Annotated in this window: 26 protein-coding genes; 14 read left to right on the plus strand and 12 right to left on the minus strand. The window is 73.2% G+C overall.

Translation table 11 applies throughout. The features are described from left to right. Together I4Q55_RS09120 and I4Q55_RS09125 are read right to left on the minus strand one after the other, a co-directional pair. A complete protein-coding gene (locus tag I4Q55_RS09120; RefSeq protein ID WP_206785604.1) occupies positions 1 to 1,209 on the minus strand; it encodes a glycosyltransferase family 1 protein in 1,209 nt (402 codons plus the stop codon). Positions 1,210 to 1,233: 24 nt separating this feature from the next. Beyond that, entirely contained in the window at positions 1,234 to 2,175 is a 942-nt protein-coding gene (locus I4Q55_RS09125) for a glycosyltransferase (RefSeq protein ID WP_206785605.1), read from the minus strand. Between the two features lie 94 nt (positions 2,176 to 2,269). Here I4Q55_RS09125 and I4Q55_RS09130 point away from each other — a divergent pair, with 94 nt between their 5' ends. The 6 genes from I4Q55_RS09130 to I4Q55_RS09155 all read left to right on the plus strand — a co-directional run bounded on the left by I4Q55_RS09130 (position 2,270) and on the right by I4Q55_RS09155 (position 9,893). Next, positions 2,270 to 2,884, plus strand: coding sequence for a DUF47 domain-containing protein (locus I4Q55_RS09130; RefSeq protein ID WP_206785606.1), 615 nt, complete (start codon positions 2,270 to 2,272; stop codon positions 2,882 to 2,884). After that, positions 2,885 to 3,880: an inorganic phosphate transporter gene (locus tag I4Q55_RS09135; protein ID WP_206785607.1), complete on the plus strand. Its 996-nt coding sequence runs from the start codon at positions 2,885 to 2,887 to the stop codon at positions 3,878 to 3,880. Positions 3,881 to 3,943: 63 nt separating this feature from the next. Beyond that, positions 3,944 to 5,128: a zinc-dependent alcohol dehydrogenase gene (locus I4Q55_RS09140; RefSeq protein ID WP_206785608.1), complete on the plus strand. Its 1,185-nt coding sequence runs from the start codon at positions 3,944 to 3,946 to the stop codon at positions 5,126 to 5,128. A gap of 20 nt (positions 5,129 to 5,148) precedes the next feature. Further along, positions 5,149 to 7,173 (plus strand): CocE/NonD family hydrolase, encoded by a 2,025-nt coding sequence (locus tag I4Q55_RS09145; protein ID WP_206785609.1) that lies wholly within the window; start codon positions 5,149 to 5,151, stop codon positions 7,171 to 7,173. A gap of 35 nt (positions 7,174 to 7,208) precedes the next feature. Continuing rightward, positions 7,209 to 8,282 (plus strand): NAD-dependent epimerase/dehydratase family protein, encoded by a 1,074-nt coding sequence (locus I4Q55_RS09150; protein ID WP_206785610.1) that lies wholly within the window; start codon positions 7,209 to 7,211, stop codon positions 8,280 to 8,282. An 18-nt stretch (positions 8,283 to 8,300) separates the two neighbouring features. Beyond that, complete coding sequence (locus tag I4Q55_RS09155; protein ID WP_206785611.1) at positions 8,301 to 9,893, plus strand: NAD(P)/FAD-dependent oxidoreductase; 1,593 nt, start codon at positions 8,301 to 8,303, stop codon at positions 9,891 to 9,893. A 164-nt stretch (positions 9,894 to 10,057) separates the two neighbouring features. On the opposite strand, the gene I4Q55_RS09160 is transcribed toward I4Q55_RS09155, so the two are convergent. Continuing rightward, the gene (locus tag I4Q55_RS09160; RefSeq protein ID WP_206785612.1) at positions 10,058 to 10,525 is read right to left on the minus strand and encodes an SRPBCC family protein; all 468 of its coding nucleotides are present in this window, start codon (positions 10,523 to 10,525) and stop codon (positions 10,058 to 10,060) included. Positions 10,526 to 10,608: 83 nt separating this feature from the next. On the opposite strand from I4Q55_RS09160, the gene I4Q55_RS09165 reads away from it, so the two are divergent. Together I4Q55_RS09165 and I4Q55_RS09170 are read left to right on the plus strand one after the other, a co-directional pair. Beyond that, positions 10,609 to 11,592 carry a YihY/virulence factor BrkB family protein gene (locus I4Q55_RS09165; protein WP_206785613.1) on the plus strand — a complete coding sequence of 328 codons (984 nt, stop codon included), beginning with the start codon at positions 10,609 to 10,611 and terminating at the stop codon, positions 11,590 to 11,592. Positions 11,593 to 11,596: 4 nt separating this feature from the next. Next, a complete protein-coding gene (locus I4Q55_RS09170; protein WP_206785614.1) occupies positions 11,597 to 11,977 on the plus strand; it encodes a VOC family protein in 381 nt (126 codons plus the stop codon). A 167-nt stretch (positions 11,978 to 12,144) separates the two neighbouring features. Here the strand turns inward: I4Q55_RS09170 and I4Q55_RS09175 are convergent, their stop codons facing one another. Further along, on the minus strand, positions 12,145 to 12,474 hold the full coding sequence (locus I4Q55_RS09175) for a hypothetical protein (RefSeq protein ID WP_206785615.1): 330 nt from the start codon (positions 12,472 to 12,474) through the stop codon (positions 12,145 to 12,147). A gap of 81 nt (positions 12,475 to 12,555) precedes the next feature. Continuing rightward, a complete protein-coding gene (locus tag I4Q55_RS09180) occupies positions 12,556 to 13,569 on the minus strand; it encodes a DNA topoisomerase IB (protein WP_206785616.1) in 1,014 nt (337 codons plus the stop codon). Between the two features lie 93 nt (positions 13,570 to 13,662). Between I4Q55_RS09180 and I4Q55_RS09185 the strand changes: the two genes are divergently transcribed. Continuing rightward, positions 13,663 to 14,190 carry a DUF1360 domain-containing protein gene (locus I4Q55_RS09185; RefSeq protein ID WP_206785617.1) on the plus strand — a complete coding sequence of 176 codons (528 nt, stop codon included), beginning with the start codon at positions 13,663 to 13,665 and terminating at the stop codon, positions 14,188 to 14,190. 37 nt (positions 14,191 to 14,227) lie between these two features. Here the strand turns inward: I4Q55_RS09185 and I4Q55_RS09190 are convergent, their stop codons facing one another. Next, positions 14,228 to 15,730: an FAD-dependent oxidoreductase gene (locus I4Q55_RS09190; protein ID WP_206785618.1), complete on the minus strand. Its 1,503-nt coding sequence runs from the start codon at positions 15,728 to 15,730 to the stop codon at positions 14,228 to 14,230. An 84-nt stretch (positions 15,731 to 15,814) separates the two neighbouring features. Here I4Q55_RS09190 and I4Q55_RS09195 point away from each other — a divergent pair, with 84 nt between their 5' ends. Next, the gene (locus tag I4Q55_RS09195) at positions 15,815 to 17,089 is read left to right on the plus strand and encodes an acetyl-CoA carboxylase biotin carboxylase subunit family protein (protein ID WP_206785619.1); all 1,275 of its coding nucleotides are present in this window, start codon (positions 15,815 to 15,817) and stop codon (positions 17,087 to 17,089) included. Between the two features lie 6 nt (positions 17,090 to 17,095). Here I4Q55_RS09195 and I4Q55_RS09200 read toward each other — a convergent pair whose 3' ends face one another. Both I4Q55_RS09200 and I4Q55_RS09205 read right to left on the minus strand, forming a co-directional pair. Beyond that, entirely contained in the window at positions 17,096 to 17,611 is a 516-nt protein-coding gene (locus tag I4Q55_RS09200; protein WP_206785620.1) for a DinB family protein, read from the minus strand. 120 nt (positions 17,612 to 17,731) lie between these two features. Then, positions 17,732 to 17,896: a hypothetical protein gene (locus I4Q55_RS09205; protein WP_206785621.1), complete on the minus strand. Its 165-nt coding sequence runs from the start codon at positions 17,894 to 17,896 to the stop codon at positions 17,732 to 17,734. A gap of 158 nt (positions 17,897 to 18,054) precedes the next feature. Between I4Q55_RS09205 and I4Q55_RS09210 the strand changes: the two genes are divergently transcribed. Together I4Q55_RS09210 and I4Q55_RS09215 are read left to right on the plus strand one after the other, a co-directional pair. Next, the gene (locus I4Q55_RS09210; RefSeq protein ID WP_206785622.1) at positions 18,055 to 18,774 is read left to right on the plus strand and encodes a methyltransferase; all 720 of its coding nucleotides are present in this window, start codon (positions 18,055 to 18,057) and stop codon (positions 18,772 to 18,774) included. Continuing rightward, positions 18,761 to 18,970 carry a CDGSH iron-sulfur domain-containing protein gene (locus I4Q55_RS09215; protein WP_206785623.1) on the plus strand — a complete coding sequence of 70 codons (210 nt, stop codon included), beginning with the start codon at positions 18,761 to 18,763 and terminating at the stop codon, positions 18,968 to 18,970. Before I4Q55_RS09210 ends, I4Q55_RS09215 begins: the two co-directional genes overlap by 14 nt. Positions 18,971 to 18,988: 18 nt before the next feature. On the opposite strand, the gene I4Q55_RS09220 is transcribed toward I4Q55_RS09215, so the two are convergent. Further along, positions 18,989 to 19,984: an iron-containing redox enzyme family protein gene (locus I4Q55_RS09220; protein ID WP_206785624.1), complete on the minus strand. Its 996-nt coding sequence runs from the start codon at positions 19,982 to 19,984 to the stop codon at positions 18,989 to 18,991. Positions 19,985 to 19,992: 8 nt separating this feature from the next. Continuing rightward, positions 19,993 to 21,126, minus strand: coding sequence for a glutamate--cysteine ligase (locus tag I4Q55_RS09225; protein WP_206785625.1), 1,134 nt, complete (start codon positions 21,124 to 21,126; stop codon positions 19,993 to 19,995). A gap of 111 nt (positions 21,127 to 21,237) precedes the next feature. On the opposite strand from I4Q55_RS09225, the gene I4Q55_RS09230 reads away from it, so the two are divergent. After that, on the plus strand, positions 21,238 to 21,624 hold the full coding sequence (locus I4Q55_RS09230) for an STAS domain-containing protein (RefSeq protein WP_206785626.1): 387 nt from the start codon (positions 21,238 to 21,240) through the stop codon (positions 21,622 to 21,624). On the opposite strand, the gene I4Q55_RS09235 is transcribed toward I4Q55_RS09230, so the two are convergent. After that, positions 21,621 to 22,703 (minus strand): glutamate--cysteine ligase, encoded by a 1,083-nt coding sequence (locus I4Q55_RS09235; protein ID WP_206785627.1) that lies wholly within the window; start codon positions 22,701 to 22,703, stop codon positions 21,621 to 21,623. The two genes, I4Q55_RS09230 and I4Q55_RS09235, sit on opposite strands and share 4 nt — an antisense overlap. A gap of 97 nt (positions 22,704 to 22,800) precedes the next feature. Here I4Q55_RS09235 and I4Q55_RS09240 point away from each other — a divergent pair, with 97 nt between their 5' ends. Continuing rightward, a complete protein-coding gene (locus I4Q55_RS09240; protein ID WP_206785628.1) occupies positions 22,801 to 23,280 on the plus strand; it encodes a hemerythrin domain-containing protein in 480 nt (159 codons plus the stop codon). 42 nt (positions 23,281 to 23,322) lie between these two features. Here the strand turns inward: I4Q55_RS09240 and I4Q55_RS09245 are convergent, their stop codons facing one another. After that, positions 23,323 to 24,783: an aminotransferase class I/II-fold pyridoxal phosphate-dependent enzyme gene (locus I4Q55_RS09245; protein ID WP_242545617.1), complete on the minus strand. Its 1,461-nt coding sequence runs from the start codon at positions 24,781 to 24,783 to the stop codon at positions 23,323 to 23,325.

The following is a 24,783-nucleotide window of genomic DNA, read 5'->3' on the forward strand; positions in this document are numbered from 1 at the left end:
TCAGCGGGCCTCGGCGGTGGCGGCCTCCTGCGGCACCAGCTTGTGGTAGGCCCGCAGCGTGTCGGCGGCGACGCGGTCCCACGAATACCGGGCCACCGCGCGGTCGTGGCCCGCGGTCCCGTAGGCGTGGCAGAGGGCCGGGTCGTCGAGCAGCCGCCGCACCCGGGACGCCAGCTCCTTCGGCTGGTGCGGGCGGACCAGCAGCCCGGTGACGCCGTCGACGACGGTGTCGGTCAGGCCGCCCACCGCCGCCGCGACGACCGGGACGCCGCAGGCCATCGCCTCCAGGGGCACGATGCCGAACGGCTCGTACCACGGCGTGCAGACCACGGCGTCGGCCGAGCGCAGCAGGGCCGGCATGTCCTCGCGGGACACCTGGCCGGGCCAGCGGACGCGGTCGCCGACGCCGAGCCGCTCGGCCAGCTCGCGCAACCGGCCCGCTTCGGGGTCCTGGGACAGCCTGCCCCGTTCCGGGCCGCCGGCGATGACGAGCTCGGTGTCCGGCAGCTGCGCCAACGCCGTGATCGCGATGTCGAACCCCTTGCGCGGGACGAGCCTGCCGACGGCGACGAGCCGGTGTGGCAGCCGGCGCCGGGCCGCCGGCCCGTCGGGGGAGAACCGGCCGAGGTCGACGCCGCACGGCACGATCGAGATCCGCGACCGCGGCACGCCGAGGCGGGACAGCTCGAAGACCTCGTCGGAGCAGGTGGCGATCACCCGCCCGGCCTGGCGGCCGATGATCCGCTCCAGCCGGATGCGGTCGGCCGGGCTGGTGTCCTTGTCGCCCTGGTAGCGCTTCTTGACGACGCCCAGGGCGTGGAAGGTCTGGGCCACCGGCGTCCCGGTCGCGCTCGCGGCCAGGGACGTCGCGAGGCCGGACATCCAGAAGTGCGCGTGCGCGACGTCCGGCCGGTCGAGCGTCCACCGGTCCCGCAGGAAGCTGCCGAACTCGCCCATGTACGGCAGGAGGTTGTCCTTCGGTTCCCGCCGCGGCGGCCCGGCCGGCACGTGCACCACGCGGTAGCCGTGCGGGGTCCGGACCTCCGGCGGCTCGTCGCGGCTCTCCCGGCGCGTGTAGACGGTGACGTCGTGGCCGGCGCGCGTCAACGCGGCAGACAGCTCGGCGACGTGCACGTTCTGGCCGCCGGCGTCGGCTTCGCCCAGCGCGGCGAGGGGGTTGGCGTGCTCGGACACCATCGCGATCTTCATCGGTGAGGCGTTCCCTTCGAAGTTCTAACGGGCCGTCTCGGCGAGGAGGTGGTCCCAAGCGGTCAGGAAAGCGTCCAGCCCGAAGTGCTTCAACGCGTGTTCGCGGGCGTTCTTGCCGGCGAGCGCGGCGAAGTCCGGCTCGTGCAGCAGCTCGCGGAAGCCCCGCGCCAGCACGGAGACGTCGGTGGAGAGCACGCCCGCGTCGGCCGGCACCGCCTCGACCGCCTCGGTGGCGGCGAAGACGACGACCGGCATCGCCAGGTGCATGGCCTCCAAAAGGGACAGTCCCAGCGACGTCCACCGGGCGGTGTGCAGGTAGACGCGGCGGCGGGCGATCTCGTCGTGCAGCTTCGGCGCCGGGACGTCGCCCAGGCCGCGCAGGGGCGCGCCGAGCTCCTCGGTCCCCATGCCGAACACGTCGACGGGGGCGGCCCCGGCGAGGGTGCCGAGCAGGTCGGCGCCGGTGACGCGCTCGCGCCGCACCGGCTCGTTGATCATCGACACGCCGGCCGCGAGCTCGCCGGTGTAGCGCGGTCCCGGGTCGGGGATGCCGTGCGGCACCACGGTCACCGGCGCGCGGCCGCAGTCCCACATCGCCGCGTTGAAGTGGGTCACGTGCGCGACGGTGATGTCGGAGCGGCCGGCGAGGGGGTGCTCACTGGACGCGGCGTGGGGCCGGGGCGCGTTGTGTTCCACGTAGACGGCGGGCACGCCCAGACGGGCGGCGAAGTCCAGCTCCTCCGGACGTTGCAGGACCACGACGTCGGGTTCGGCCCCGGACAGCCGGTCGAGCGGCACCTCGGTCACCGACGGCCAGTTCCGTCCCGCCTTGCCGAGGCCCCAAGGCGCACCTTCGGGTGACACCGGCAGCAGGTAGTCGTGGCGGCCGCGGACGAACGCGTCGGTCCACGAGCCGTGCACGTGCCAGAGCAGTACTCTCAGGCGCCGGGATACGGGATCGGTCATGACTCCTGATTTCCCGGAGATCGGCCGTTAAACGTCCGGCCGGACGGGGTACCCGGCCCCCGACGGGCGTGCGCGACGAAGGGACAGCCAGACCATGCGGTTCACCCCACGGGGCACCCGGTTCTTCGACCTGCTCGCCGACGCCGCGAAGAACCTCGTCGTCGCGACCACGCTGCTGAGAGACCTCGTCGCCGCCGATCCCGCCGAGCGGGAACCGATCGCGAAGCGCCTGCACGAGGTCGAACACCAGGGCGACGAGCTGACGCACACGATCATGGTGGAGCTCAACAGCTCCTTCGTGACGCCGTTCGACCGCGAGGACATCCAGGCCCTCGCCGCCAAGATCGACGACGTGCTGGACTTCATGGACACCGCGGCGGACCTGGCCGTGCTCTACCGCGTCGGCACGTTCCCGCCGGGGATCGACGTCCTGGTCCGGGTGCTCTGCCGGGCCGCCGAGCTGACGGCGTCGTCGATGCCGGGCCTGGCCAAGGTCGGCGACCTCGAGCCGTTCTGGATCGAGATCAACGAGCTGGAGAACGAGGCCGACCGCGTCTACCGGCGGATCCTGGCCCACCTGTTCGAGCCGGGCGGAGACGCCCTCGAGGTGCTCAAGACCAAGGAGGTCGTCGAGCAGTTCGAGCTCGCCGCCGACGCCTTCGAGCACCTGGCCGACGTGGTGCAGACCATCGCGGTCAAGGAGTCCTGAGTGACGGGGACCGCCGCCCTGGTCACCGTGATCGTGCTGACGCTGGTCTTCGACTACACCAACGGGTTCCACGACGCGGCCAACGCCATCGCGAGCGCGGTGTCGACCCGGGCGCTGACCCTGCGCGCCGCGCTCGTGCTGGCGGCGGTGATGAACCTGGTGGGCGCGCTGCTGTCCACCGGCATCGCCGCGACGGTGGCCAAGGGCATCATCGACGTCCCGGTCGGCCCGGACGCGCTCACCGTGGTCTTCGCCGCGCTGGCCGGGGCCATCACCTGGAACCTGATCACCTGGTACTTCGGGCTCCCGTCGTCGTCTTCGCACTCGCTGATCGGCGGGATGGTCGGCGCGGCGCTGGCCGCCGCGAGCACCGTGCACTGGTCGGGGATCGCCGAGAAGGTGCTGATCCCGATGGTGGCCTCGCCACTGCTCGGGCTGGCGCTCGGCTACTTCGCGATGGTCGCCGCGCTGTGGCTGCTGCGGCGGGCGAACCCGCACCGCAGCGGCCGGGTGTTCCGCCGGTTCCAGATCGTCTCCGCGTCGGCGCTCGCGCTCGGCCACGGCCTGCAGGACGCCCAGAAGGGCATGGGCATCATCGTGCTGGCGCTGGTGGCGGCCGGGCAGCAGTCGACGTTCGCCGTTCCGGTGTGGGTGAGCCTGGCGTGCGCCGGCGCCCTGTCGCTGGGCACCTATTCGGGTGGCCTGCGGATCATGCGGACGCTCGGCAGGCGCGTCTTCCCGCTCGACCCGCCGCACGGGTTCGTCGCGGAATCGGTGGCGTCGTCGGTGTTGTACGTGACGGCGTTCGCGGTGAAGGCGCCGATCTCGACCACGCACGTCATCACGGCGGCGATCATGGGGGTGGGCGCGACCAAGCGGCTTTCGGCTGTCCGCTGGGGCATCGCCCGCGACATCGTCATGGGCTGGGTGCTGACCTTCCCGGCCGCCGCCGCGGTGGCCGCTGCCGTGTATCTGGTGACCGACCTGCTCACCTGAGTTTGCCCTTCGCCGCGGGCGGGAAGCCGGGTCGGAGACCCCCGCCCGCGGAAAGGGAGAGCCATGAAGGCAGTGACCTGGCACGGCAAACGCGACGTCCGCGTCGAGGAGGTGCCGGACCCGAAGATCGAGGAGGCCACGGACGCGGTCGTGCGGATCACCTCGACCGGGATCTGCGGCTCCGACCTGCACCTGTACGAGGTGCTGGGCGCGTTCATGACCGAGGGCGACATCCTCGGCCACGAGCCGATGGGCGTCGTCGAGGAGGTCGGCCCGGAGGTCACCAACCTCAAGCCCGGCGACCGCGTGGTGGTGCCGTTCAACATCTCCTGCGGCCACTGCTGGATGTGCGAGCGCGGCCTGCAGTCCCAGTGCGAGACGACCCAGGTCAGAGACCAGGGCAAGGGCGCCGCGCTGCTCGGCTACACCAAGCTCTACGGCCAGGTTCCCGGCGGCCAGGCCGAGTACCTGCGCGTCCCGCAGGCGCACTACGGGCCGATCAAGGTCCCGGACGGCCCGCCGGACGAGCGCTTCGTCTACCTCTCCGACGTCGTCCCGACCGCCTGGCAGGCCGTCGAGTACGCGAACGTGCCGGACGGCGGCACGGTCGTCGTCTTCGGCCTCGGCCCGATCGGGCAGATGAGCTGCCGGATCGCCCGGCACCGCGGGGCCGGCCAGGTGATCGGCGTCGACCTGGTGCCCGGGCGCCTCGCCCGCGCCCGCGAACACGGCGCCACCGCGCTCGACACGCGTGACCACAAGGAAATCGGCGACACCATCCGCCAGCTGACCCACGGGCGCGGCGCGGACTCGGTGATCGACGCGGTCGGCATGGAGGCGCACGGCGCCCCGGTCGGCAAGCTGGCGCACACCCTGGTCGGGCTGCTGCCGCAGCCGCTCGGCGAGAAGATCACCGAGAAGGCCGGGATCGACCGGCTCAGCGTGCTCTACGCCGCCATCGACAGCGTCCGCCGCGGCGGCACGATCTCGCTGTCCGGCGTCTACGGCGGGATGGTCGACCCGATGCCGATGATGGAGCTGTTCGACAAGCAGGTGCAGCTGCGGATGGGCCAGGCCAACGTCCGGCACTGGCTCGACGACGTCATGCCGGTGCTCACCGGCGACGGCGACCCGCTCGGCGTCGAAGGCTTCGCCACGCACAAGCTGCCCCTGGAAGAGGCGCCCCGCGCCTACGAGATCTTCCAGAAGAAGCTCGACGGCGCCCAGAAGATCCTGCTGCAGCCGTAATCCTTGGGAGGAAGTTGCTCTTGCGAGCCGTCACCTCGCTGCCGTACGAAATCACCGAGGAAGACCACGTCCGGATCCCGATGTCCGACGGGACCGTGCTGTCCGCCCGCGTCTGGCGGCCGGTCTCGTCGGACACCGAGCCGGTGCCGGCGATCCTCGAATACATCCCCTACCGCAAGCGCGACCTCACCGCGCCCCGCGACTCCATCCACCACCCCTACCTCGCCGGGCACGGGTACGCGTGCGTGCGCGTGGACATCCGCGGCACCGGCGAGTCCGAAGGCGTCCTGGCCGACGAGTACCTCGAACGCGAGCAGCTCGACGCCGAGGAGGTCCTCGAGTGGATCGCCGGGCAGCCGTGGTGCACCGGCGACACGGGCATGATGGGCATCTCCTGGGGCGCGTTCGCCGCGCTGCAGGTCGCGGCGCGGAAGCCGCCGAGCCTGCGCGCGATCGTGATCTCGTCGTTCACCGACGACCGCTTCGCCGACGACATGCACTACATGGGCGGCTGCCTGCTCTCGGACAACGTCGCCGAGTCCGGCACGATGTTCGCCTACGCCACGCTGCCGCCCGACCCGGCGGTCGTCGGTGAGCGGTGGCGCGAGATGTGGCTGGAGCGCCTCGAGAACTGCAGTCTGTGGATCGAGAACTGGCTCGGCCACCAGCGCCGCGACGACTACTGGCGGCACGCGTCGGTGTCGGAGAACTACACCGACGTCCAGGTGCCGGTGCTGGCTTCGAGCGGCTGGGCCGACGGCTACTCCAACGCCGTCATCCGGCTGCTGGCCCACCTCGACGTCCCGCGCCGCGGGCTGATCGGGCCGTGGTCGCACAAGTACCCGCACCTCGGCGAGCCGGGCCCGGCGATCGGGTACCTGCAGGAAGTCGTCAAGTGGTGGGACCACTGGCTGCGCGGCGACGAGAACGACGCCATGGACGGGCCGATGCTGCGGACGTGGATGCAGGAGAGCGTGCCGCCGTCGACGTCGTACGAGGACCGGCCCGGCCGCTGGGTCGGGGAGGCCACCTGGCCGTCGCCGCACGTCGAGCCGCAGGAGCTGCCGCTGGCCCGCCACCGCCTCGCGCGGCCGGGCGAAGACGTCGCCGACGAAGCCCTGACTGTGTCGTCGCCGCTGTCGGTCGGGCAGTTCTCCGGGAAGTGGGCGTCCTACAGCGCCCCGCCGGACCTGCCCTACGACCAGCGCGAAGAGGACGGCGGGTCGCTGGTGTTCGACACCGACGTGCTGACCGAGCGCTGCGAGATCCTCGGCTCGCCGAAGGTGCGGCTGGAGGTCTCGGCCGACCAGCCGGTCGCGATGGTCGCGGCGCGGCTCTCGGACGTCGCCCCGGACGGGCGGGCCACCCGCGTCACCTACGGGCTGCTCAACCTGACCCACCGCGACGGCCACGACGAGCCGGCGCCGATGGAGCCGGGTGAGCGCTGCGCGGTCGAGATCGAGCTGAACGCCGTGGCGCAGGCTTTCCCGGCGGGGCACCGGATCCGGCTTTCGCTGTCCACGTCGTACTGGCCGCTGGCCTGGCCGCCGCCGACGCCGGCGCTGCTGTCCGTCCACACCGGACACAGCGCGCTCGAGCTGCCGGTGCGCCCGGTCGCCGAACCGGACGAGCTGCCGGCCCGGCCGTTCGGCGAACCCGAAGGCGCGCCGCCGATGTCCGTGACGGCGCTGACGCCCGGGGAGCAGCGCTGGACCGTCTCGCGGGACCTCGTCGACTACCAGTCGGCGCTGGACATCGTGAAGGACGCGGGGACCGTCCGGTTCGACGACCTCGACCTGGAGGTCACCCGGGACGTCCGCGAGCGGTACAGCTGGGTCGCCGACGACTTCTGCTCGCCGGTGGCCGAAACCGCGTGGGACGTCACCTTCGCGCGCGGCGACTGGGTGGCGCGCAGCGAGACCCGCACCCGCGTGTCGTGCACGGACACCGAGTTCGTCATCGACGCGCAGCTCGACGGGTACGACGGGGCGCGGCGGATCGTGTCGCGGAACTGGCACCGCCGGATTCCGCGCGACCTCGTCTGAAGTTTCGCGTGTGCGACACGGGGTAAGCCGTTCGGGTGCGCATGGTGATCACCGGAGCCACCGGGAACGTCGGAACGGCCCTGCTGGCCGCGCTCGAGCCCGGCCACGACGTGGTCGGGCTGGCGCGGCGGCTGCCCGACACGACCGTCGAGCCGTACCGCCGGGCGGGCTGGCGGGCCGTCGACGTCGGGCTGCCCGGCGCGGCGGAGGAGCTGGCGGAGGTGTTCGCGGGCGCGGACGCCGTCGTGCACCTGGCGTGGGCGATCTCGCCGGTGCGCGGCGACCCGCCGATGTGGCGCACCAACGACCACGGCACCCGGCACGTGCTCGCCGCGGCGGCCGCCGCCGGAGTGCCGCACGTGGTCGCCGCCTCGTCCGTGGCCGCCTACGGACCGGCGCCGCGCTGGGAGAAGGTGGCCGAGGACTTCCCGTGCGACGGCATCGACGGCAGTGCCTACAGCCGCGGCAAGGCCGCGCTGGAAACCCTGCTGGACCGGTTCGAAGAGAAGTACCCGCAGGTCAAGGTGGCGCGGATCCGGCCGTGCGCGATCGTGCACCGGAGCGCGGCGGGGGAGTTCGCGCGCTGGCTGCTCGGCCCGGCGGTGCCCGCCCACCTCGTCGGCGGCCGGCGGCTGCCGGTTCCGCTGTGGACGGACCTGCGGGCCCAGGTGGTGCACACCACCGACGTCGCCGCCGCCATCCGGCTGATCCTCGACCGGGGTTTCGCCGGCGCGGTCAACCTGGCCGCGCCGGAAGTGCTCGACGCCGACGCGCTGGCGGGCGTCCTCGGCGGCACCCGCGTCCCGGTGCCGAAGCCGGTGGTGCGGCTGGCGACCCGGGCGGCCTGGCTGGGCGGGGTGCTGCCGGTGCACCCCGGCTGGCTGGAGCTGGCCGACCGCGCGGCGCTCGCCGACACGACGCTGGCGGAGACCGCGCTGGGCTGGCAACCTCGGTATGACGCCGCGGCCGCGCTCGCCGACCTGGTCACCGGGCTCCGGGCGGGCGCGGGCGCGGCGAGCGCGCCACTGGCCCCGCCGCGCCGCGACGGGGTCCTGGCCCGGCTCCGCTCGCTCACCCGGGTCGGGCCGAGCCACCAGTCACAAGCCTGAGGCAGCCGGGAGGCCGGAGTGAGTACGGAAGCCGTCGACGCGGTGGTGATCGGCGCCGGGCACAACGGGCTGGTGGCGGCGAACCTGCTGGCCGACGCGGGCTGGTCGGTGCTGGTGCTGGAGGCGACCGAGTACGCCGGCGGCTCGATCCGGACCGCGGAGGTGACCGAGCCGGGCTTCCGCAACGACCTCTTCAGCGCGTTCTACCCGCTGTCCGCGGTGTCGCCGGTGATCAGGGGCCTGCGGCTGGACGAGCACGGCCTGCGCTGGCGGCACGCGCCCGAGGTACTGGCGCACGTGTTCCCCGACGACCGGTGCGCGGTGCTGTCCCGTGACATCGACCGCACGGCGGCGTCGGCCGACGAGTTCGCCCCGGGCGACGGCGACGCGTGGCGGGAGCTGTTCGCGCAGTGGCGTGAACTCCGCGAGCCGCTGTTGAACGCGTTGTTCACGCCGTTCCCGCCGGTCCGTCCGGCACTGAAGCTGCTGCGCCGCACCGGAACCGGCGACGCCCTGCGGCTGGCGCGCATGCTGACGCTGCCCGCGCGCCGCTTCGGCGACGAGCTGTTCGCGGGCGAAGGCGCGAAGCTGCTGGTGGCCGGGAACGCCGCCCACAGTGACCTTTCGGTGGACAACGCCGGCAGCGCGGTGTTCGGCTGGCTGCTCGCGATGATCGGCCAGGACGAGGGTTTCCCGGTGCCCGAGGGCGGCGCGGGGGAGCTGGCCGCGGCCCTGGTCCGCAGGCTGGAATCGCGCGGTGGCCGTGTCCACTGTGGACGTCCGGTGCGGTCGGTGCTCGTGGGGGACGGGCGGGCGCTGGGGGTCCGGGACGCCGATGGCGAGGCGATCCGCGCGCGCAGGGCCGTGCTCGCCGACCTGCCGGCGCCGGTGCTGTACCGCGAGCTGGTGGGGGAGGAGTGGCTGCCCTCCCGGCTGGTCGCCGACCTCGGCCGGTTCGAGTGGGACAGCGCGACGGTGAAGGTGGACTGGGCGCTGTCCGGCCCGATCCCGTGGACGGCCGAAGCGGCCCGGGGAGCGGGCACGATCCACCTCGGAACGGACCTCGACGGGCTGTCGGCGTTCGGGAGCGAGCTGGCCCGCGGCCGCACGCCGCGCCGCCCGTTCCTGTTGCTCGGCCAGATGACCACGAGCGACCCCTCGCGCTCACCGGCGGGCACCGAAGCGGCGTGGGCGTACACGCACGTCCCGCGCGGCACGATGGAGAACCGGGCGGCACTGGAGCGGCGGATCAAGCGGATCGAGGAGACGGTGGAGGCCAACGCGCCGGGGTTCGCGGGGCTGATCAAGGCCCGGTACGCGCAGGGCCCGGCGGAGCTGGCGGGCCACAACCCGGGCCTGGTCGGAGGCGCGATCAACGCGGGCACGACGGCGATCCACCAGCAGCTGTTCTTCCGCCCGATCCCGGGAACGGGCCGCGCGGACACCCCGGTGGACAGGCTGTACCTGGCGGGAGCATCGGCCCACCCGGGCGGAGCGGTCCACGGCGGCCCGGGAGCCAACGCGGCCCGCGCGGCCCTGACCCGGGCGGGAGTCCTGGGCGGCGGCTACGCGGCGGTGATCCGGGCGGCGCACCGGGCGATCTACGGCTGAGGCCGCGACCGCACCACCGGCGCGGCGCGGTCGCCCCCGCCGGGGCGACCGCCCATCACGCGAGCCGACTGTCCCGGTAGGCGAGGCGACCAATTCGGTACGCGAGCCGACTCTTCTCGCACGCGAGCCGACCGCCCGGGGCCGTCCGGCTCGAGCGGGCCTGGCTAGGGGTTCGGGTGGCCGTGCCGGGCTCGGGCGTGCTTGCCCGTCGCCAGGTCCGCCAGCCTGGCCAGCGACTCGGTGTTGCGCGGCTTGGCCAGTAGCGCCTGGGCCGCCTCCGGGAGGACCTTGCCCGGGCCGCGGATGATGTGCTCGGTCATCCGGACCAGCGTCTGCCCGTCGCCGTGGGGGACCAGCGTCAAGCCCACCGCCGCCGCGCCCAGGGGCCAGCCGCGGGCCTCCAGCGACAGGGACAGGCCCGGCTCGACCGCGCGGACCACCGTCACGTCCTGGATGTGCAGCGGCCAGGGGCCCACGCTGTGGTGGATCCGGGAGCCCACGGCGGGCCAGTCCTCGTCGACGTCGCGGATGTGCGAGCTGCCGACCACCCAGCCGGCGTAGAGCCAGCCGTCGGCGAGGACGGCGAACACGGCGTCGGGCGGTACGTCGATCACGCGGCTGACCTCGGGCACGGCTTCCTCCTGCTTCGGGTGACGAATCAGGCATACCCATTCGCGGACGGGGTATGCCTCGCCACGATCGAGCGGAGGTGGCGATGGCAGCCAAGCGAGGGAAAGAACCCGAAGGACCCGGAGAGCTGTCGAAGCGGTCGTGGGGCGCGGTGCTCAAACGGACGTTCAAGCAGTTCAACCGGGACAACCTCACCGACTGGGCGGCGGCGCTCACCTATTACGGCGTGCTGTCGCTGTTCCCGGGCATCATCGTGCTCACCGCGATTCTCGGCCTGCTCGGCCCGGACAAGATCCAGACGGTGATCGACAACGTCAACCAGGTCGTGCCGGGCCAGGGCAAGGACATCCTCGTCGGCGCGATCAGGGAGCTGACGGGCTCCCGCAGCCTGGCCGGCCCGCTGGCGATCCTGGGCCTGCTGGGCGCGCTGTGGTCGGCGTCGGGCTACATCGGCGCGTTCATGCGGGCGTCGAACGCGATCTACGGCATGCCGGAGGGGCGGCCGGTGTGGAAGACGATCCCGCTGCGGATCGTGCTGACGGTCGGGATCGTGGTGCTGCTGGCGGCGTGCGCGCTGGGCGTGGTGGCGACGGGGTCGGTGGCCCGCCGGATCGGCGACCTCATCGGCCTCGGCTCGACGGGCGTGCTGGTGTGGGAGATCGCGAAGTGGCCGGTGATCGCGCTGCTCGTGAGCCTGGCGTTCGCGTTGCTGTACTGGGTGGGCCCGAACGTGCGGCTGCCGAGTTTCAAGTGGCTGACGCCGGGTGGGCTGCTGGCCGTGGTGCTGTGGGTGCTGGCGTCGGCGGGGTTCGCGCTGTATGTCGCGAACTTCGGTTCCTACAACAAGACCTACGGTTCGCTGGCCGGGGTGATCGTGTTCCTTGTATGGTTGTGGATCTCCAACCTCGCGGTCCTGCTGGGGGCCGAGCTGGACGCGGAGCTCGCGCGCGGCCGCACGATCGAGGCGGGGCGCGTGGACGACCAGGAAGAGCCGTTCCTGCCGCCGCGGGACACGAAGGCGATGGACGACGACGAAGCCGCGGCGGTGGCGGAGTCGGAACGGAAGTGAGCGGATGGCCTGCCGGATCACGGAACTGGTGCTGGACTGCCGGGATCCCGGCCGGCTGGCGGAGTTCTGGTGCGCGGTCCTCGGCTACGAGGTGATCGGCCACGAGCCGGACGGCCTGGCCCTGGGCCCGGCGGGCGCCCGCTTCGGCGAAGGGCCGGTGACGCTGATCCTGGCCCAGACGGACAACCCACGCCGGGGCAAGCTCCCGCTGCACCTCGACGTGAGCCCGGCGGGCACGGACCAGGAGACGGAGCTGGCCCGCCTGACGGCGCTGGGCGCGCGGCCGGCGGACGTGGGCCAGACGGGCGAGGAGTCGTGGGTGGTCCTGCAGGATCCGGAGGGCAACGAGTTCTGCCTGCTGCGCAAGGACGTGGACGAAGCCTGAGGCGGGCTCGCCGAGAAGCACCCCAATGTGGCGTTGGTTGCGTCAGACGCACCGAATGCCACATTGGGTGCGTGGGATGCACCGAACGCCACATTGGGGGCGTTCGGCCGCTCCCGAACTCTGGGCCGCATCCTGGAGCCGCGGCCGCCCTCACCTTTCCGGCTTGCTCACCGTTCCCCGGCCGCGCAGCGACGCCACCGCACCCGGTCCCCGGTCCGGTCGGCGTGCCAAACCGGCGCCGCCTCGGGCTCCCACGTCGGCACCAGCCGGCCCGTCACCACGCGGCCGCGCGCGACCCGGCCGAACAACTCCACCCCGTCGCGCCGCCGGGCCGCCGGGATCCACGCCGGGTACCGCGTGCCCGGCAGCTTCCGCTCCACCCACTCCCGCGCCGAGCCCTCGCTCCCGTGCTCGGACTCCACGATGCTCGACACCGGCCCGTCGCCACCCACGGTGAGGGCGATCGACGCGCGCCAGCGGACAGCGGAGGATGTCATCTCCTCCAGGTTCCCCGACGAGCTCGGTCCCCGGCCAGTACACGTTCGGATGGATCCCACCGTGCCTCCCACTCCACACCGTCACGACGCGTTCAGCAGCCGCGCGCACGCCCGCTCCAGCACCGCCCGCGCGTCGTCGCCGTCCAACCGTGCGGCTCGCTTCAACGTCGGCGCGATCGTCTTCTCCGCGCGGTACGCCGCCACCAGCCGGGGGTCCACATAGGACGATCGGCAGACCGCGGGTGTGTTGCCCAGCGCCGTCGCGACCTCCTTCATCACCTTCGCCTCCGCGCGCTTGCGGGCCGTCTCGGACGTCGGGGGGTCCGCCGCCGCGAACGCGGCCGCCGCCAGGACCGTCGCGTTCCACGTCCGCATGTCCTTCGCCGTGCAGTCCTCGCCCGCCAGCTCCTTGAACCGCTCGTTGACGTCGGCCGCGTGCACCTCGTGCCACGTGCCGCCCTCGCGGTAGACCAGCAGCCGGTCGCTGCCGGAGCGGCTGCGCAGCAGCGACTTCACCACCGCCGCCAGCTCCGCGTCGCAGATGGCCACCTCGCGGTCCAGCCCGCCCTTGGCGACGTAGCAGAACCGGCACTCGTCGCCGCGGACGGCCGCGTGGGAACGCAGCAGCGTCGCGACGCCGTGGGTGCCGTTCTCCTCCGCGTACTCCTCGCCGCCGGTGCGGAAGATGCCCCGGTCGAGCATGCGCAACGCGGCCGCCAGGACCCGCTTGCGGGTCAAGCCACGGCCCGCCAGGTCCGCGGCGACCGACTCGCGCCACGCCGGCAGCCGCCGGGCCAGCTGCAGCACCCGGTCGTGCTTCTCCTCGTCGCGGTCCCGGCGCCACTGCTCGTGGTAGAGGTACTGGCGCCGCCCGGCGTCGTCGGTGCCCACCGCCTGGACGTGCCCGTTCGGGTACGGGCAGATCCACACGTTCCGCCAGGCCGGCGGGATGACGAGGGCCTTGATCCGGGCCAGCAGCTCGGCGTCGGTCACCGGGGAGCCGTCGGGCATGGCGTAGGAGAACCCGCGGCCGCGGCGGATCCGTCTGATGCCCGGGCCGCGCAGGTCACTGCGCCGGAGTCTGGTGCGTCCCACCGCCGCGAAATACCCGCCCGGCGTACCGGGAAACCATGATTGCCACCTCCGGTGGCGGGTAGCCGACGGGCAGAAGCACCGGAAGGAGCACGGATGACCACCGCAACCGAAGCAGTCACCGAGAAGGTGAAGCAGCTCCAGCGCGGCTACGCGGGCGAGGCAGACCGGCCGCTGGGCGGGTACGTCGCCGCGATGGGCGCCTACAGCGCGCTGGTGGGCGGGCTGACGCTGCTCGGCCGGGCCGTCGGCGCCCGGCTGCCGCGGCGGATCGGCGCCGGCGACACGGTCCTGCTGGGCGCGGCGACGTTCAAGGCCAGCCGGCTGCTGGCCAAGGACGCGGTCACCAGCCCGCTGCGGGCCCCGTTCACGCGGTACGAAGAGCCGGCCGGCGAGGACGAGCTGAACGAGTCCGTCCCCGCCAAGGGACACGTCCAGCACGCGGTGGGCGAGCTCGTGTCGTGCCCGTTCTGCCTCAACGTCTGGGTCGGCACCGGGCTGACCGCCGGCCTGGTGATGGCCCCGCGCGCGACCCGCCTGGCGGCCACGGTGCTGACCGCCGTCGGCGTGGCCGACGCCCTGCACCTGCTCTACGACGCCGGCAAGAAGCTCGCGTCCGGTTAGTAGCCGGACGAGCCGGCGGAGAACGTCCCCCGCCGGCTCATTCCGGGCCGCGGCGCAGCGGGCGGACCGCCGGGCCCTGCACCACGTCGCCGTCGACGCCGAAGCGCGAACCGTGGCAGGGGCAGTCCCAGGTCTTCTCGGCGTCGTTGAACGAAACCAGGCACCCGAGGTGCGTGCAGTGCGCGCCGACCGTGTGCAGCTTCCCGGCTTCGTCGCGGTGGGCGGCGACCAGCTCGCCGCCGACGCGGACGACCTCGGCTTCGCCGGGCTGGAGGTCGTCGAGCTTCTCCGAGCGCCACAGCGCCGCCACGTGGTCGCCGACGAGGTACTTCGCGACGGTCAGGTTGTCCTGGGCCACCTCGAGCACCGAGCGGGCGTCGAAGCGGTTGGGGTCGAACAGGTCTGCGGCCGCGTGCGGCTCGCCGAGGATCCTCGCCGCCAGCACGTGGCCCGCGGCCGTGCCGCCGGTCATGCCCCACTGGCCGAACCCGGTGGCCACCCACAGGGTCTTCGTGCCCGGCAGGTAGCGGCCGACGTACGGCATCAGGTCGGGGGTGGACATGTCGTGGGCGGACCAGCGGTGGGTGACGCGGCGCAGCCCCGCGTGCGCGTCCGCCCACTCCGCGAGCCGCCGGTAGCGGCGTTCGACGTTGACGTGCGCGCCCACGCGGTAGTGCTCGCCGCCGGCGATCACCATCGGCGTCCCCTGCTCGGTGTACCCGCGCACGGAGTGGTGCGTGTCGGCGTCGAGGAACATGCCTTCCGGCGCGGCGTTCCCGGCGGCCGGGCCCGCGACGACGAGGTCGCGCACCGGGTCGAGCCGGGCGAAGTACAGGCCGCGGTCGAGCACCGGGTAGTGCGTCGCGACGACGACTTCGCCCGCGACGACGTCGCCGCGCGAAGTGCGGACGGTCTGCCCGTTGAGCGCGGTCGCCCGGGCGTGTTCGACGATGGTGCCGCCCGCCCGCTCGGTTTCGGCGGCCAGGCCGAGCAGCCACCGGCGCGGGTGGAAGTGGGCCTGGCCGGTGGTCCGGACGGCGCCGAGCGCGGGGACGTCGAGCGCGACGTCCTCGGTGAACGACGCCGGCAGGCCCGCCGCGGCGGCCGCGTCCGCTTCCTGCTTGAGGGAGTCCACGGTGCTTTCCCGCGTCGTGTAGACGTAGCTGTCCGCGCGGGTGAAGCCGCAGTCGATGCCGAGCTCGGCCGCGGTGGCGGCAATCCACTCGCACGCCGCCGTCTGCGTGCCGGCGTAGGCTTTCGCGGCGCCGGCGCCGTGGCGGGACGTCAGGTCCGCGTACTTCGCCCCGTGCTGGGCGCTGACCTTCGCGGTGGTGTGGCCGGACACCCCGGCCGCGACCCGCTCGGCCTCCAGCACGACCACCGACCGGCCGGCCCGTGCGAGCAGCAGCGCGGTCGTGAGCCCGGCGATCCCCGCGCCGAGCACGGCGACGTCGGCGGACTCCGGCACCGGCACGCCGGTGCGATCCGGGGAAGGGGCGGTGTCGACCCACAGCGAAAGCGGTTCGGGCAGGGCTGTCATGCCTGCGGATGCCCGCTGACGGCCTCGGCAAACCGGCCATCCGGCCCCGTTTGACCCGCTCGAAAGCGGGGGTAGCCCCTGCGCATGAGTACCGACATCTTCGTGATCGGCCTGGACGAGGAGAACCGGCGCGTTCTGGAACGCCTGCCCTGGGCCGGGAACCACCGGTTCCACGGCCTGCTGACCCCCGAAGAGCTGCAGCACGGCGACATCGACTTCGAAGCGCTCCTGAAGACGGCGCAGCACGAACTGGACGCGTTCGACGGCGAGGTCGGCGCGATCGTCAGCTACTGGGACTTCCCGGCCGCTTCGCTGGTGCCCATCCTGTGCGCCCGCCACGGCCTGCCCAGCGTGCCGCTGGAGGCGGTGCTGAAGTGCGAGCACAAGTACTGGAGCCGGCTGGAGCAGAGAAAGGTGATCGACGAGCTGCCGAACTTCGGCATCGTCGACCTCGACGACGAGCACCCGGCCCCGCCGGAGGGTGTCGGCTACCCGATGTGGCTCAAGCCGGTGAAGTCCTTCTCCTCCGAACTCGCCTTCAAGGCGGAGAACGACGCCGAGTTCGCCGACGCCGTCGCCGAGATCCGGGCCGGCGTGGGCCGCGTGGGGGAGCCGTTCGGCTCCGTGCTCGACCAGGTCGACCTCCCGCCGGAGATCGCCCGGGTCGGCGGTGCCGCCTGCCTGGCCGAAGAGGCGCTGCACGGCGTCCAGGCGGCCGTCGAAGGCTACGTTTACCAGGGCGAGGTCACCGTTTACGGCGCCCTGGACTCGATCAACTACCCCGGCAGCTCGTCGTTCCTCCGCCACCAGTACCCGTCGCAGCTGGGGGAGGAGGCGGTCCAGCGGATGCGGGACGTCGCCGAGCGGGTGATGAAGCAGATCGGCTTCGACAACGCCACGTTCAGCATCGAGTTCTTCTGCGACCCCGAGTCGGGCCAGGTGTGCCTGCTGGAGATCAACCCGCGGCACTCGCAGTCGCACGCCGAGCTGTTCGAGTTCGTCGACGGCGTCGCCAACCACGAGATCATGGTCCGCCTCGGCCTGGGCCAGGACCCCGCCCGCCGGGCCACGAAGGGCACCTACCAGATCGCCGGCAAGTGGTACCTGCGCCGATTCGAGGACGGCGTGGTGACGCGCGTGCCGACGCCCGAGGAGATCACGACGGTGCAGAACCGCATCGACGGGACCCAGATCGAGATCGTGCCGGAGGCCGGGCAGCGGCTGTCGGACCTGCCGGAACAGGACAGCTACAGCTTCGAGCTGGCGCACCTGTTCGTCGCCGGGCACACCGAGCACGAGATGGTGCGGAAGTACCAGGCCTGCGTGGACGCGCTGCCGTTCGAGTTCGACCCGGCATAGGCCTGCTCAGTAATAGCCCTTCGTGCCGTCGAGCAGCTCCCGGACGATGTCGGCGTGCCCCGCGTGCCGCCCCGTCTCCTCGATGAGGTGGATCAGCATCCAGCGGAGGTTGGCACCCCCGGCGCGGAAGCCGGCGTGGCGGCCGACATCGTCCAGGGAGGCCGCGGCGACGATGGCGTTGCTGCGGGCGCACTGGGCCTCGTACTCGGCGAGGAGCTCGGCGAGCGGGCGGCCGTCGGTGCGCCAGTCGGCATCCTCGGCGGACTCGTCGAACGCCGGATTCGGCTTCTCGTCGCCGCCGAGGAACAACACCTCCAGCCAGGTGTGCTCGGTCCAGCGCATGTGCGTGACGAGACCGGCCATCGTCATGGCGGGTGAGGTCGGGACGACCGACCGGTGGGCGTCGTCCTCGCTCAGCCCCGCGCACTTCCAGCGGAGGATCTGCCGTTGCAGGTCCAGCCAGCCGATGAGCGCGGTGCGTTCGTCCGCCTGCAGCGGGGGACGTGTCAGTTCCGGGGCCATGCCGGCGCACGCTACCCCGGGGCGGCTTGGAGCGGCACCTGGTTTTGGGACCGGCGCACGGCCGCGAAAAGGCGGGGGCGCGCCCGGACTGTCCGAACGCGACCCCCGCCGCGGGGGTGATCAGCCCGACTGCGGGTCGCTGTCGTCGTGTTCGTTGCCGCCCGACGTGCCCTGCTCGCCGCGGAGCGTCTCGCGCTGCGCCTCCGGCGTGTCACCGTGCGGGTCGTCGCCGCGCGCGCCTTCAGCGGGCTCCGTGGGGTGCTGCGTGCGTTCCTCGGACGTCATCCGGATCCCTCCTTCACGTGGTCCTTTCCGGACCGGATACCCGGCTGCCCGCGGCTCAACCACCGGCGTTTGCCGCGATGATCGCCGGGTAGCCGGGAGCGACGCGGTTGTCCCACCGGCGATCGCGCCGGGACCGCGGTGAGGTGAAGGAGACCCTGATGACCACATCGGCGGAACCCGTCCGCCCGGGCCTCTTGGCCGCCCGGTCCGTCGTCCACCATCCGGTGCCGCCCACGCCGCGGGTGCTGCGGTTGCCCGGCGTCTACCGCCCCCAGGAAGACACCGCCCTGCTCGCCTCGGCGATCACCGAACTGGCGGTCCCGGCCGGTGCGCGGGCGCTCGACCTGTGCACCGGCACCGGCGCGCAGGCGATCACCCTGGCCCGCCGCGGCGCGGCCACCGTGCTGGCGATGGACCTTTCGCGCCGGGCGCTGGCCTCGGCACGGCTCAACGCGCTGATCCGCAGGCTCACCGTGCGCCCGTGCCGGGGCGGCCTCGCCAGAGCGCTGCGCGAAGGCCCGTTCGACGTCGTCGTCGCGAACCCGCCGTACGTGCCGTCGCCGGTCCCGGCGGTCCGGTCCACCCGGGGCTGGGACGCGGGCCCGGACGGCCGCGCGCTGCTGGACCCGCTGTGCGCCGCCGCGGGCACGCTGCTGCGGCCGGGCGGGACGATGCTGCTCGTGCAGTCCGCGCTGTCCGATGTGGACAAATCGCGGGAAATGCTGGCCGCGAACGGGTTGCGAGCCTCGGTGGCCCGGCGGGCGTGGATCCCGTTCGGTCCGGTCCTTTCCGGACGGACGGAGTTCCTCGAGGCGGCCGGGCTGATCGAGCCCGGTCAGCGCGTGGAAGAGCTGGTGGTGCTCCGTGCCGACCGGTGAGCGCGCGCCCCGCCGGGTGACCGTCGTCCCGGGCGGCCCGGTGCTGGTGGAGGGACCGGTCGAGCTGTGCACGCCGGACGGCGAGCTGGTGCGGTCCGACCGGTTCCTGGTCGCGGTGTGCGCGTGCCGGCGCAGCAAGCGGTTCCCGTTCTGCGACACCAGCCACCGCAAACGCGTCCGCACGCAGGACAGCTGAGCCGCCGGCGACGGGTGCTCACGACCGCAGCGAGGACTCCCCGGCCCGCCAGCGGCCGAGCACCTGCTCGCCGAAGCGGCCCTCGAGGAACTCGGTGGCCTGGATGCCGAACACGACGTCGGCGGCCAGCTCGGGCTCCTGCTCCAGCAGGTCGCCGAGCACGTCGTGGCGCATGACCTGCTCGTGGACCGCGTCCGCTTCGATGTGCTCGGTGTAGAAGAGCAGGCACGCCTCCGGCGCGTCGAGGCGCCGCAGGGCCTGGTCCATCCGCTGCGCGGACGGCGCCGTGGTGATCTCCGCCGCCGCGAAGTGCCCGCACAGCGCGCCCCGCAGCGACCGGTGCAGGCCGAACAGGGACATCATGTTGACCACCGCCAGCATCGTGCCGGGAACCTGGTCGATCAGTTCGAGGTAGCCGTCGGGCAGGCCGGCCGCGCGCAGCAGGTCGGCGTAGAGGCGCGCGTGCACCCGTTCCGCGTGGCCGCCGCCGAACTCGTCGAACTCGACCGCGACCAGCGCGGCCTTGGCCCGGCCCCGCAGCCGCGGGATGACCCACGCGTGCGGGTCGGCCTCCTTGTGGTGGTAGATCGAGCGGTGCGTGAAGTACTCCCGCAACTGCGGCCAGTCGCCGTGGTCGCGCAGGAAGTGGGAGATCCCTTCGGCGTCGATCGGCTCGACCAGCAGGGCGTCGAGCTCGGCCGTGACATCCTCGCCGCCGGCCACGTTGTCGCGGAGCGCGGCCAGGAACCGCGTCTCCAGCGCGCCGCGCAGGCGCAGCAGCTCCGGGTCCCACTCCCAGTCGGGCGAGACGCCCGGCAGGCCCTGGTAGTGCAGCTCGTAGCACAGGTGCAGGGCCAGCTGGAGGTCGTCGCCGAGCGGGTCGGTGTCCGCGACGACGTCGAAGTCCAGGTCGGCCCGCGGCCGGGCACGCAGGAGGGTCCCCAGGACGGACTCGGAGAGCGGGCCCCGGGCGGCAGGCAGGGTGACCGCGGCCGGGGTGGTGGAAGTCGTCATGCCACCGGCTACCCGGTGCGCAGCGTTCCATGCCCGGTGGGCACGGTCGCCGCGGTGAGCCACCGCACCGCGGCCGCCGTCCCGCCGTCGGCGGCCGCGCGCTGCTGCGCGGCGCCGGTGCCCTCGGCCCGCACCGCGTCGACGAGCTTCCGGACCTCGGCCAGGTCGCCGCTTTCTTCCAGCGGCGCCCGGACGTGCGTCAGCAGCTCCTCGACCAGGGCCCACGCGGGCCGCCGCGTCTGTTCGGCGGCGTCCACCAGCTGCCCGTCGAGGCCGTGGCGCGCCGCGGCCCACACGGCCGCCGCCGCGACCTGCGGGGACAGCGGCCCGGCTTCCCGGCCCGCGGCGAGGTCGTCCAGCGCCCGCCACACCAGTGCCCGGCTCAGCAGGGCCTGCAGCACGGCGTGGTCGACGGTCAGCGCGGTGTCGGCGACCCGGAACTCGACGGTCGGGAACCGGCCGGACGGGCGGGCCAGCCAGAACGTCTGGTCCGGGTCGACGAGCGCGCCGCACTCGACCAGCGTCTCGACGGCCCGGCGGTACTCGGCGTGTCCCCGCAGGTGCGGCGCGACACCGGACCCCGGGAAACGGGACTGCAGGACCATCCGCCAGCTGGCGTACCCGGTGTCGCGCCCGTGGTCGGACGGCGAATTGACCGACAGGGCGAGCAGCGTGGGCAGCCACCGGCCGAGGTGGTTGACGACGGCGACCGCGGTGTCGGGATCGGGCACCCCGACGTGGACGTGGCACCCGCAGGCTTCGTAGTCGGCGACGACCGCGCCGTAGACGGCGTCGATTTCGGCGTACCGGCCGGTGCTCGCCGGCGGCGGCGCGGCCGGCGCCGGCCCGATCGGCGTGCCGGTCGCCAGGAGCGCGCAGTCCTCGGCCGCGGCGGCCCCCGCCAGCACGCGGCGCGCGGCGGTCAGCTGGTGGCGGAGCTCGTCCGCGCCGGCGCAGACGCCGCTGGCCGCCTCGAGCTGCGTGAGCCGCAGTTCCCGGTGCACCCGCACGCCGTCGGGCAGCGGGCCGTGGTGGCGGTGGCGGGCCAGCACCGGTTCCGCGCACGGCGACGCGTGCCCGGTGCGGGGATTCACGAGGAGGAACTCCTCTTCGACACCCATCGTGGGCGGGCCGTCGGACATGGGCGGGCTCCTTCCGGAGGGCGTCCGCCGGGGTTACCCGTTCCCGCCGCGGAAATGCGCCCGGACGCGGGGCTTGTTTCGCCGTGCGCGCGCCGCGGGTACCTCGCACCCATGACGACTCACGAGCGGCTGCGGGTCGCCGGGGTGGAGACCCCGCCCGCGCACCGGCTGCCTTCGCCCCGCGCCCCGTCCGACGGCGACCTGGGAAGCCGCATCCGCTGGAAGAGCCCCGACGCGGTCGTCGTGGAGGTCACCGGCGAAGTCGACCTGTGCACGGTGGCCGGGCTGGCGGCCGTCCTGGACGAACACCTCCGGGCCCGCCCCGGTGTCCTGCGGGTGGACCTGGGGCAGGTCCGGTTCCTCGGCGCCGCGGGCATCCGGGTGCTGCTGCGCGCCCACCGGCACGCCGAAGCCGCGGGCGTCCACCTGGTCGTCGACCCGGGCCGGTCGCGCGCGGCGGTGCGGGCGCTCGAACTGCTGGACCGCCTCCCGGGTTAGCCGCCGGCGAGCAGGTCGACCACGTCTTCGGCGCGGTTCCGCTCGGCGAACCGCCGCCGTTGCCGGTCCGCGCCCCCGCCCTCGGCGGCCAGCCGGGCCGTTCCCTCCCGCGCGAAGTCCAGGTCGCCGGCCGCTTCGAGGGCGGGAGCCGTCAGCTCGACCAAGTCCTCCAGCACCGCCTTCGCCGGCTCCAGGTCCCCGCTCTTCGGGTGCGGGCAGCAGCCGGTGACCCCTTCGCGCGACGCCCGCCAGAGCTGGGCGCGCAGCACCTCGTTCGACAGCTGCGGTGCGGGCTCGCCGTCGGCCAGCGCCATGGCGACCAGGCCGCGGGCCAGGACACCCAGCAGCACGGCGTCCTCCGGCGCCGCGGCGACGTCGGCGATGCGGAACTCCAGCGTGGGCTGCTTGTCCGAGAGGCGGACGTCCCAGTAGATCATCCCGCGGTCGAGGATCGAGCCCGCGCGCAGCCAGCCGTCGACGATGCTTTCGTACTCGTCCAGCGACGCGAACCGCGGCGGTGGTCCCGCGGACGGCCACCGGCTCCACTGCTGGTACCGCCAGCTGCAGTAGCCGGTGTCGTAGCCGTCGGAGATCGCCGAGTTCGCCGTCACCGTGAGCAGGGCGGGCAGCCACGGCCGGACCCGGTTCAGCACCTGCACCCCGGTTTCCTTGTCCGGGATCGCCACGTGCACGTGGCAGCCGCAGGTGAGCGACGTCCGCGCGGTGGCGCCGAAGTGCTCGGCCATCCGCTCGTAGCGCGGGTTCGGCGTGATGACGGGCGGGTCCGCTTCGAACAGCAGCGGGGAGCCCGCGGGCAGCACGCGGTAGCCGCGGCGCCGGGCGGCCCCGGCGAGGTCGTCGCGCAGCGCGCGCAGCTGGCGCAGGGCTTCGGTGTGGGTTCGGCAGACGTCGGTGGCGGCTTCGGCTTGGGACCGCGTCAGCTCGTGCTGCAGCTCGCCCTGGTCGTCGCCGGCGGCTTCGGCGGCGTCGACCACGTCGTCGCCGGCGTGGGACAGGTGGCCACGGCGGTCGACGACGAAGAACTCCTCTTCGATGCCGAACGTCAGCGGTTGGTTCACCGGTGTGCTCCTGGAGGTCGGGGGACCGGCTGGGTACCCGGGCACCGGTTCGGGCAAACGGCGTTTTCCGGGCCGGTGAGCGGGTATTCGCCCGGTCATGTCAACCGACGCGATCGTGCTGCTCAAGAACGACCACAAGACCGTGGAGAAGCTCTTCAAGCAATTCGAAAAGGCGGGGGAGGACGCGTACGACGAGAAGCGCCGGATCGCGGACTCGATCATCGAAGAGCTGACCGTCCACGCCTACATCGAGGAGGAGATCTTCTACCCGGCGGCGCGGGAAGCCGTGCCGGAGACGAAGGACCACGTGCTGGAAAGCGTGGAGGAGCACCACGTCGTGGTGTGGATGCTCTCGGAGCTGCTCGGCATGGACCCGAAGGACGAGACGTTCGACGCGAAGGTCACGGTGCTCACCGAGAACGTCCGCCACCACGTCGAAGAGGAAGAGGACGAGTGGTTCCCCGAGGTCCGCTCGGCGATGGGCCGCAAGCAGCTGCAGGAACTGGGGCAGCGGATGATCGACGCCCGGTCCGACGCCCCCAAGAACCCGCTGGACCTCAAGAGCGCCACGGCCTGAAGGGCGGCGCCCGGCGGGTCGCGCACCCGCCGGGCGCCTTCGTCACTGCTTCGCGACGACCCGGATGGACTCCAGCTCCGAGTCGGCCGGGTCGGGCAGCTGCATGCCGGCGCCGAGCCCGCTGCGCAGGTAGTCGAGCATCGGCCGGGTGATCACCTCGCCGGGCAGCACCCCGGGCGCCCCGGGCGGGTACGGCGTGATCATCTCGGCGGCGACCCGGCCGGCCGCCTCCGCCGCGGGCACCTGCTCGGCCGGGCCGAAGAAGGCGTCACGCGGCAGCATCGCCGTCTCCAGTTCCATCTCGCGGGGCGACGGCAGGTCGACCTTCGGCGGCTTCTCGAACGAGGGCGCCACCTTCACCAGCGCGTCCAGGGCGTTGATCAGCGTGCCGGCGGTCTTCTCGTCGTCGGAGTGGTTGAACTGGGCCACGATCCGCCGGTGGTCGGCCAGGCCGACGGTGACGCGCTGGTGCTCGCGCAGCCAGTCCGCCGCCTGGTAGCCGCTGATGCCCAGCGTTTCGAGGTCGAGCACGATCTTCAGCGGGTCGAGCGAATCGGCGAGGTCCGGGCCGAGGAACTCGTCGTGCTGCACGGACAAGCCGAGCTCGGCCAGCCGGCCGCGCACCGACTCCACCAGCGTCAGCGCGCCGTCCAGCAGATCCTTGCCGTGTTCGGCCATCTGCCGCCGCCAGCCGTCGAGGGCCGCGTAGACCAGGGAGCTCGGGCTGGTCGTGCCGAGCAGGTCCTCCCGCGCCTTCAGCACGTCCGGGTCGACGCGGTCGCCCTGCAAGTGGAAGACCGAGCTCTGCTCGACCGCGGCCCCCATCTTGTGCACGCTCGTGACGCACACGTCGGCGCCGGCGTCCATCCCCCACGGCGGCAGGCCGTCGTGGAACGGCAGGTGCGCGCCCCACGCCTCGTCCACGATCAGCGGGAGCCCGCGTTCGTGGCACCACTCGGCGATCGCCCCGAGGTTGCCGCACGTGCCGTAGTCGGTCGGGGTCACCACGAGCGCCCCCTTGACTTCGGGATCGCGCTCGTAGGCCTCCGCGAACTCCCGCACCCCCGGCGGGTGGCTGAGGTGCCGCCGGGCGTCCCAGTGCGGGTGCACCCACACCGGCCGGACGCCGCTGACGATCAGGCCCGAGATCACCGACTTGTGGACGTGCCGCGGCACCAGGAGCTTTTCGTGCGGGCCGGCGACGGCGAGCATCGCGCTCTTGACCGAAAGCGAGCTGCCGCACGTCGAGAAGAAGGTGTGTTCGGCCCCGACCGCGTCCGCCATCAGCGCCTGCGCCTCGGCGAGCACACCGCGGCGCATCAGCCGGTCGTCGAGGCCGTTGAGCGCGATGACGTCGGACTTGAACACGTCGGCGCCCACGACGTCCAGCACCCGCGGGTCGATGCCGCGCCCCTGCTTGTGGCCGGGCGCGTTGAACGGGACGTAGCCGGCGCTGTGGTAGTCGCGCAGCGCTTCGAGCACCGGTGCCTTGCTGTGGTCCAT

The organism is Amycolatopsis sp. MtRt-6 (genome assembly GCF_017308975.1).
GTDB lineage: Bacteria > Actinomycetota > Actinomycetes > Mycobacteriales > Pseudonocardiaceae > Amycolatopsis.

Coding starts and splice junctions, on each gene's coding strand:
- I4Q55_RS09200 (WP_206785620.1), bottom strand. CDS start 17,611: ATGGCCCCGGAACTGACACGTCCCCCGCTGCAGGCGGACGAACGCACC.
- I4Q55_RS09240 (WP_206785628.1), top strand. CDS start 22,801: ATGTCAACCGACGCGATCGTGCTGCTCAAGAACGACCACAAGACCGTG.
- I4Q55_RS09190 (WP_206785618.1), bottom strand. CDS start 15,730: ATGACAGCCCTGCCCGAACCGCTTTCGCTGTGGGTCGACACCGCCCCT.
- I4Q55_RS09205 (WP_206785621.1), bottom strand. CDS start 17,896: ATGACGTCCGAGGAACGCACGCAGCACCCCACGGAGCCCGCTGAAGGC.
- I4Q55_RS09245 (WP_242545617.1), bottom strand. CDS start 24,783: ATGGACCACAGCAAGGCACCGGTGCTCGAAGCGCTGCGCGACTACCAC.
- I4Q55_RS09170 (WP_206785614.1), top strand. CDS start 11,597: ATGGCCTGCCGGATCACGGAACTGGTGCTGGACTGCCGGGATCCCGGC.
- I4Q55_RS09175 (WP_206785615.1), bottom strand. CDS start 12,474: ATGACATCCTCCGCTGTCCGCTGGCGCGCGTCGATCGCCCTCACCGTG.
- I4Q55_RS09165 (WP_206785613.1), top strand. CDS start 10,609: ATGGCAGCCAAGCGAGGGAAAGAACCCGAAGGACCCGGAGAGCTGTCG.
- I4Q55_RS09120 (WP_206785604.1), bottom strand. CDS start 1,209: ATGAAGATCGCGATGGTGTCCGAGCACGCCAACCCCCTCGCCGCGCTG.
- I4Q55_RS09125 (WP_206785605.1), bottom strand. CDS start 2,175: ATGACCGATCCCGTATCCCGGCGCCTGAGAGTACTGCTCTGGCACGTG.
- I4Q55_RS09140 (WP_206785608.1), top strand. CDS start 3,944: ATGAAGGCAGTGACCTGGCACGGCAAACGCGACGTCCGCGTCGAGGAG.
- I4Q55_RS09230 (WP_206785626.1), top strand. CDS start 21,238: ATGACGACTCACGAGCGGCTGCGGGTCGCCGGGGTGGAGACCCCGCCC.
- I4Q55_RS09210 (WP_206785622.1), top strand. CDS start 18,055: ATGACCACATCGGCGGAACCCGTCCGCCCGGGCCTCTTGGCCGCCCGG.
- I4Q55_RS09225 (WP_206785625.1), bottom strand. CDS start 21,126: ATGTCCGACGGCCCGCCCACGATGGGTGTCGAAGAGGAGTTCCTCCTC.
- I4Q55_RS09220 (WP_206785624.1), bottom strand. CDS start 19,984: ATGACGACTTCCACCACCCCGGCCGCGGTCACCCTGCCTGCCGCCCGG.
- I4Q55_RS09195 (WP_206785619.1), top strand. CDS start 15,815: ATGAGTACCGACATCTTCGTGATCGGCCTGGACGAGGAGAACCGGCGC.
- I4Q55_RS09185 (WP_206785617.1), top strand. CDS start 13,663: ATGACCACCGCAACCGAAGCAGTCACCGAGAAGGTGAAGCAGCTCCAG.
- I4Q55_RS09130 (WP_206785606.1), top strand. CDS start 2,270: ATGCGGTTCACCCCACGGGGCACCCGGTTCTTCGACCTGCTCGCCGAC.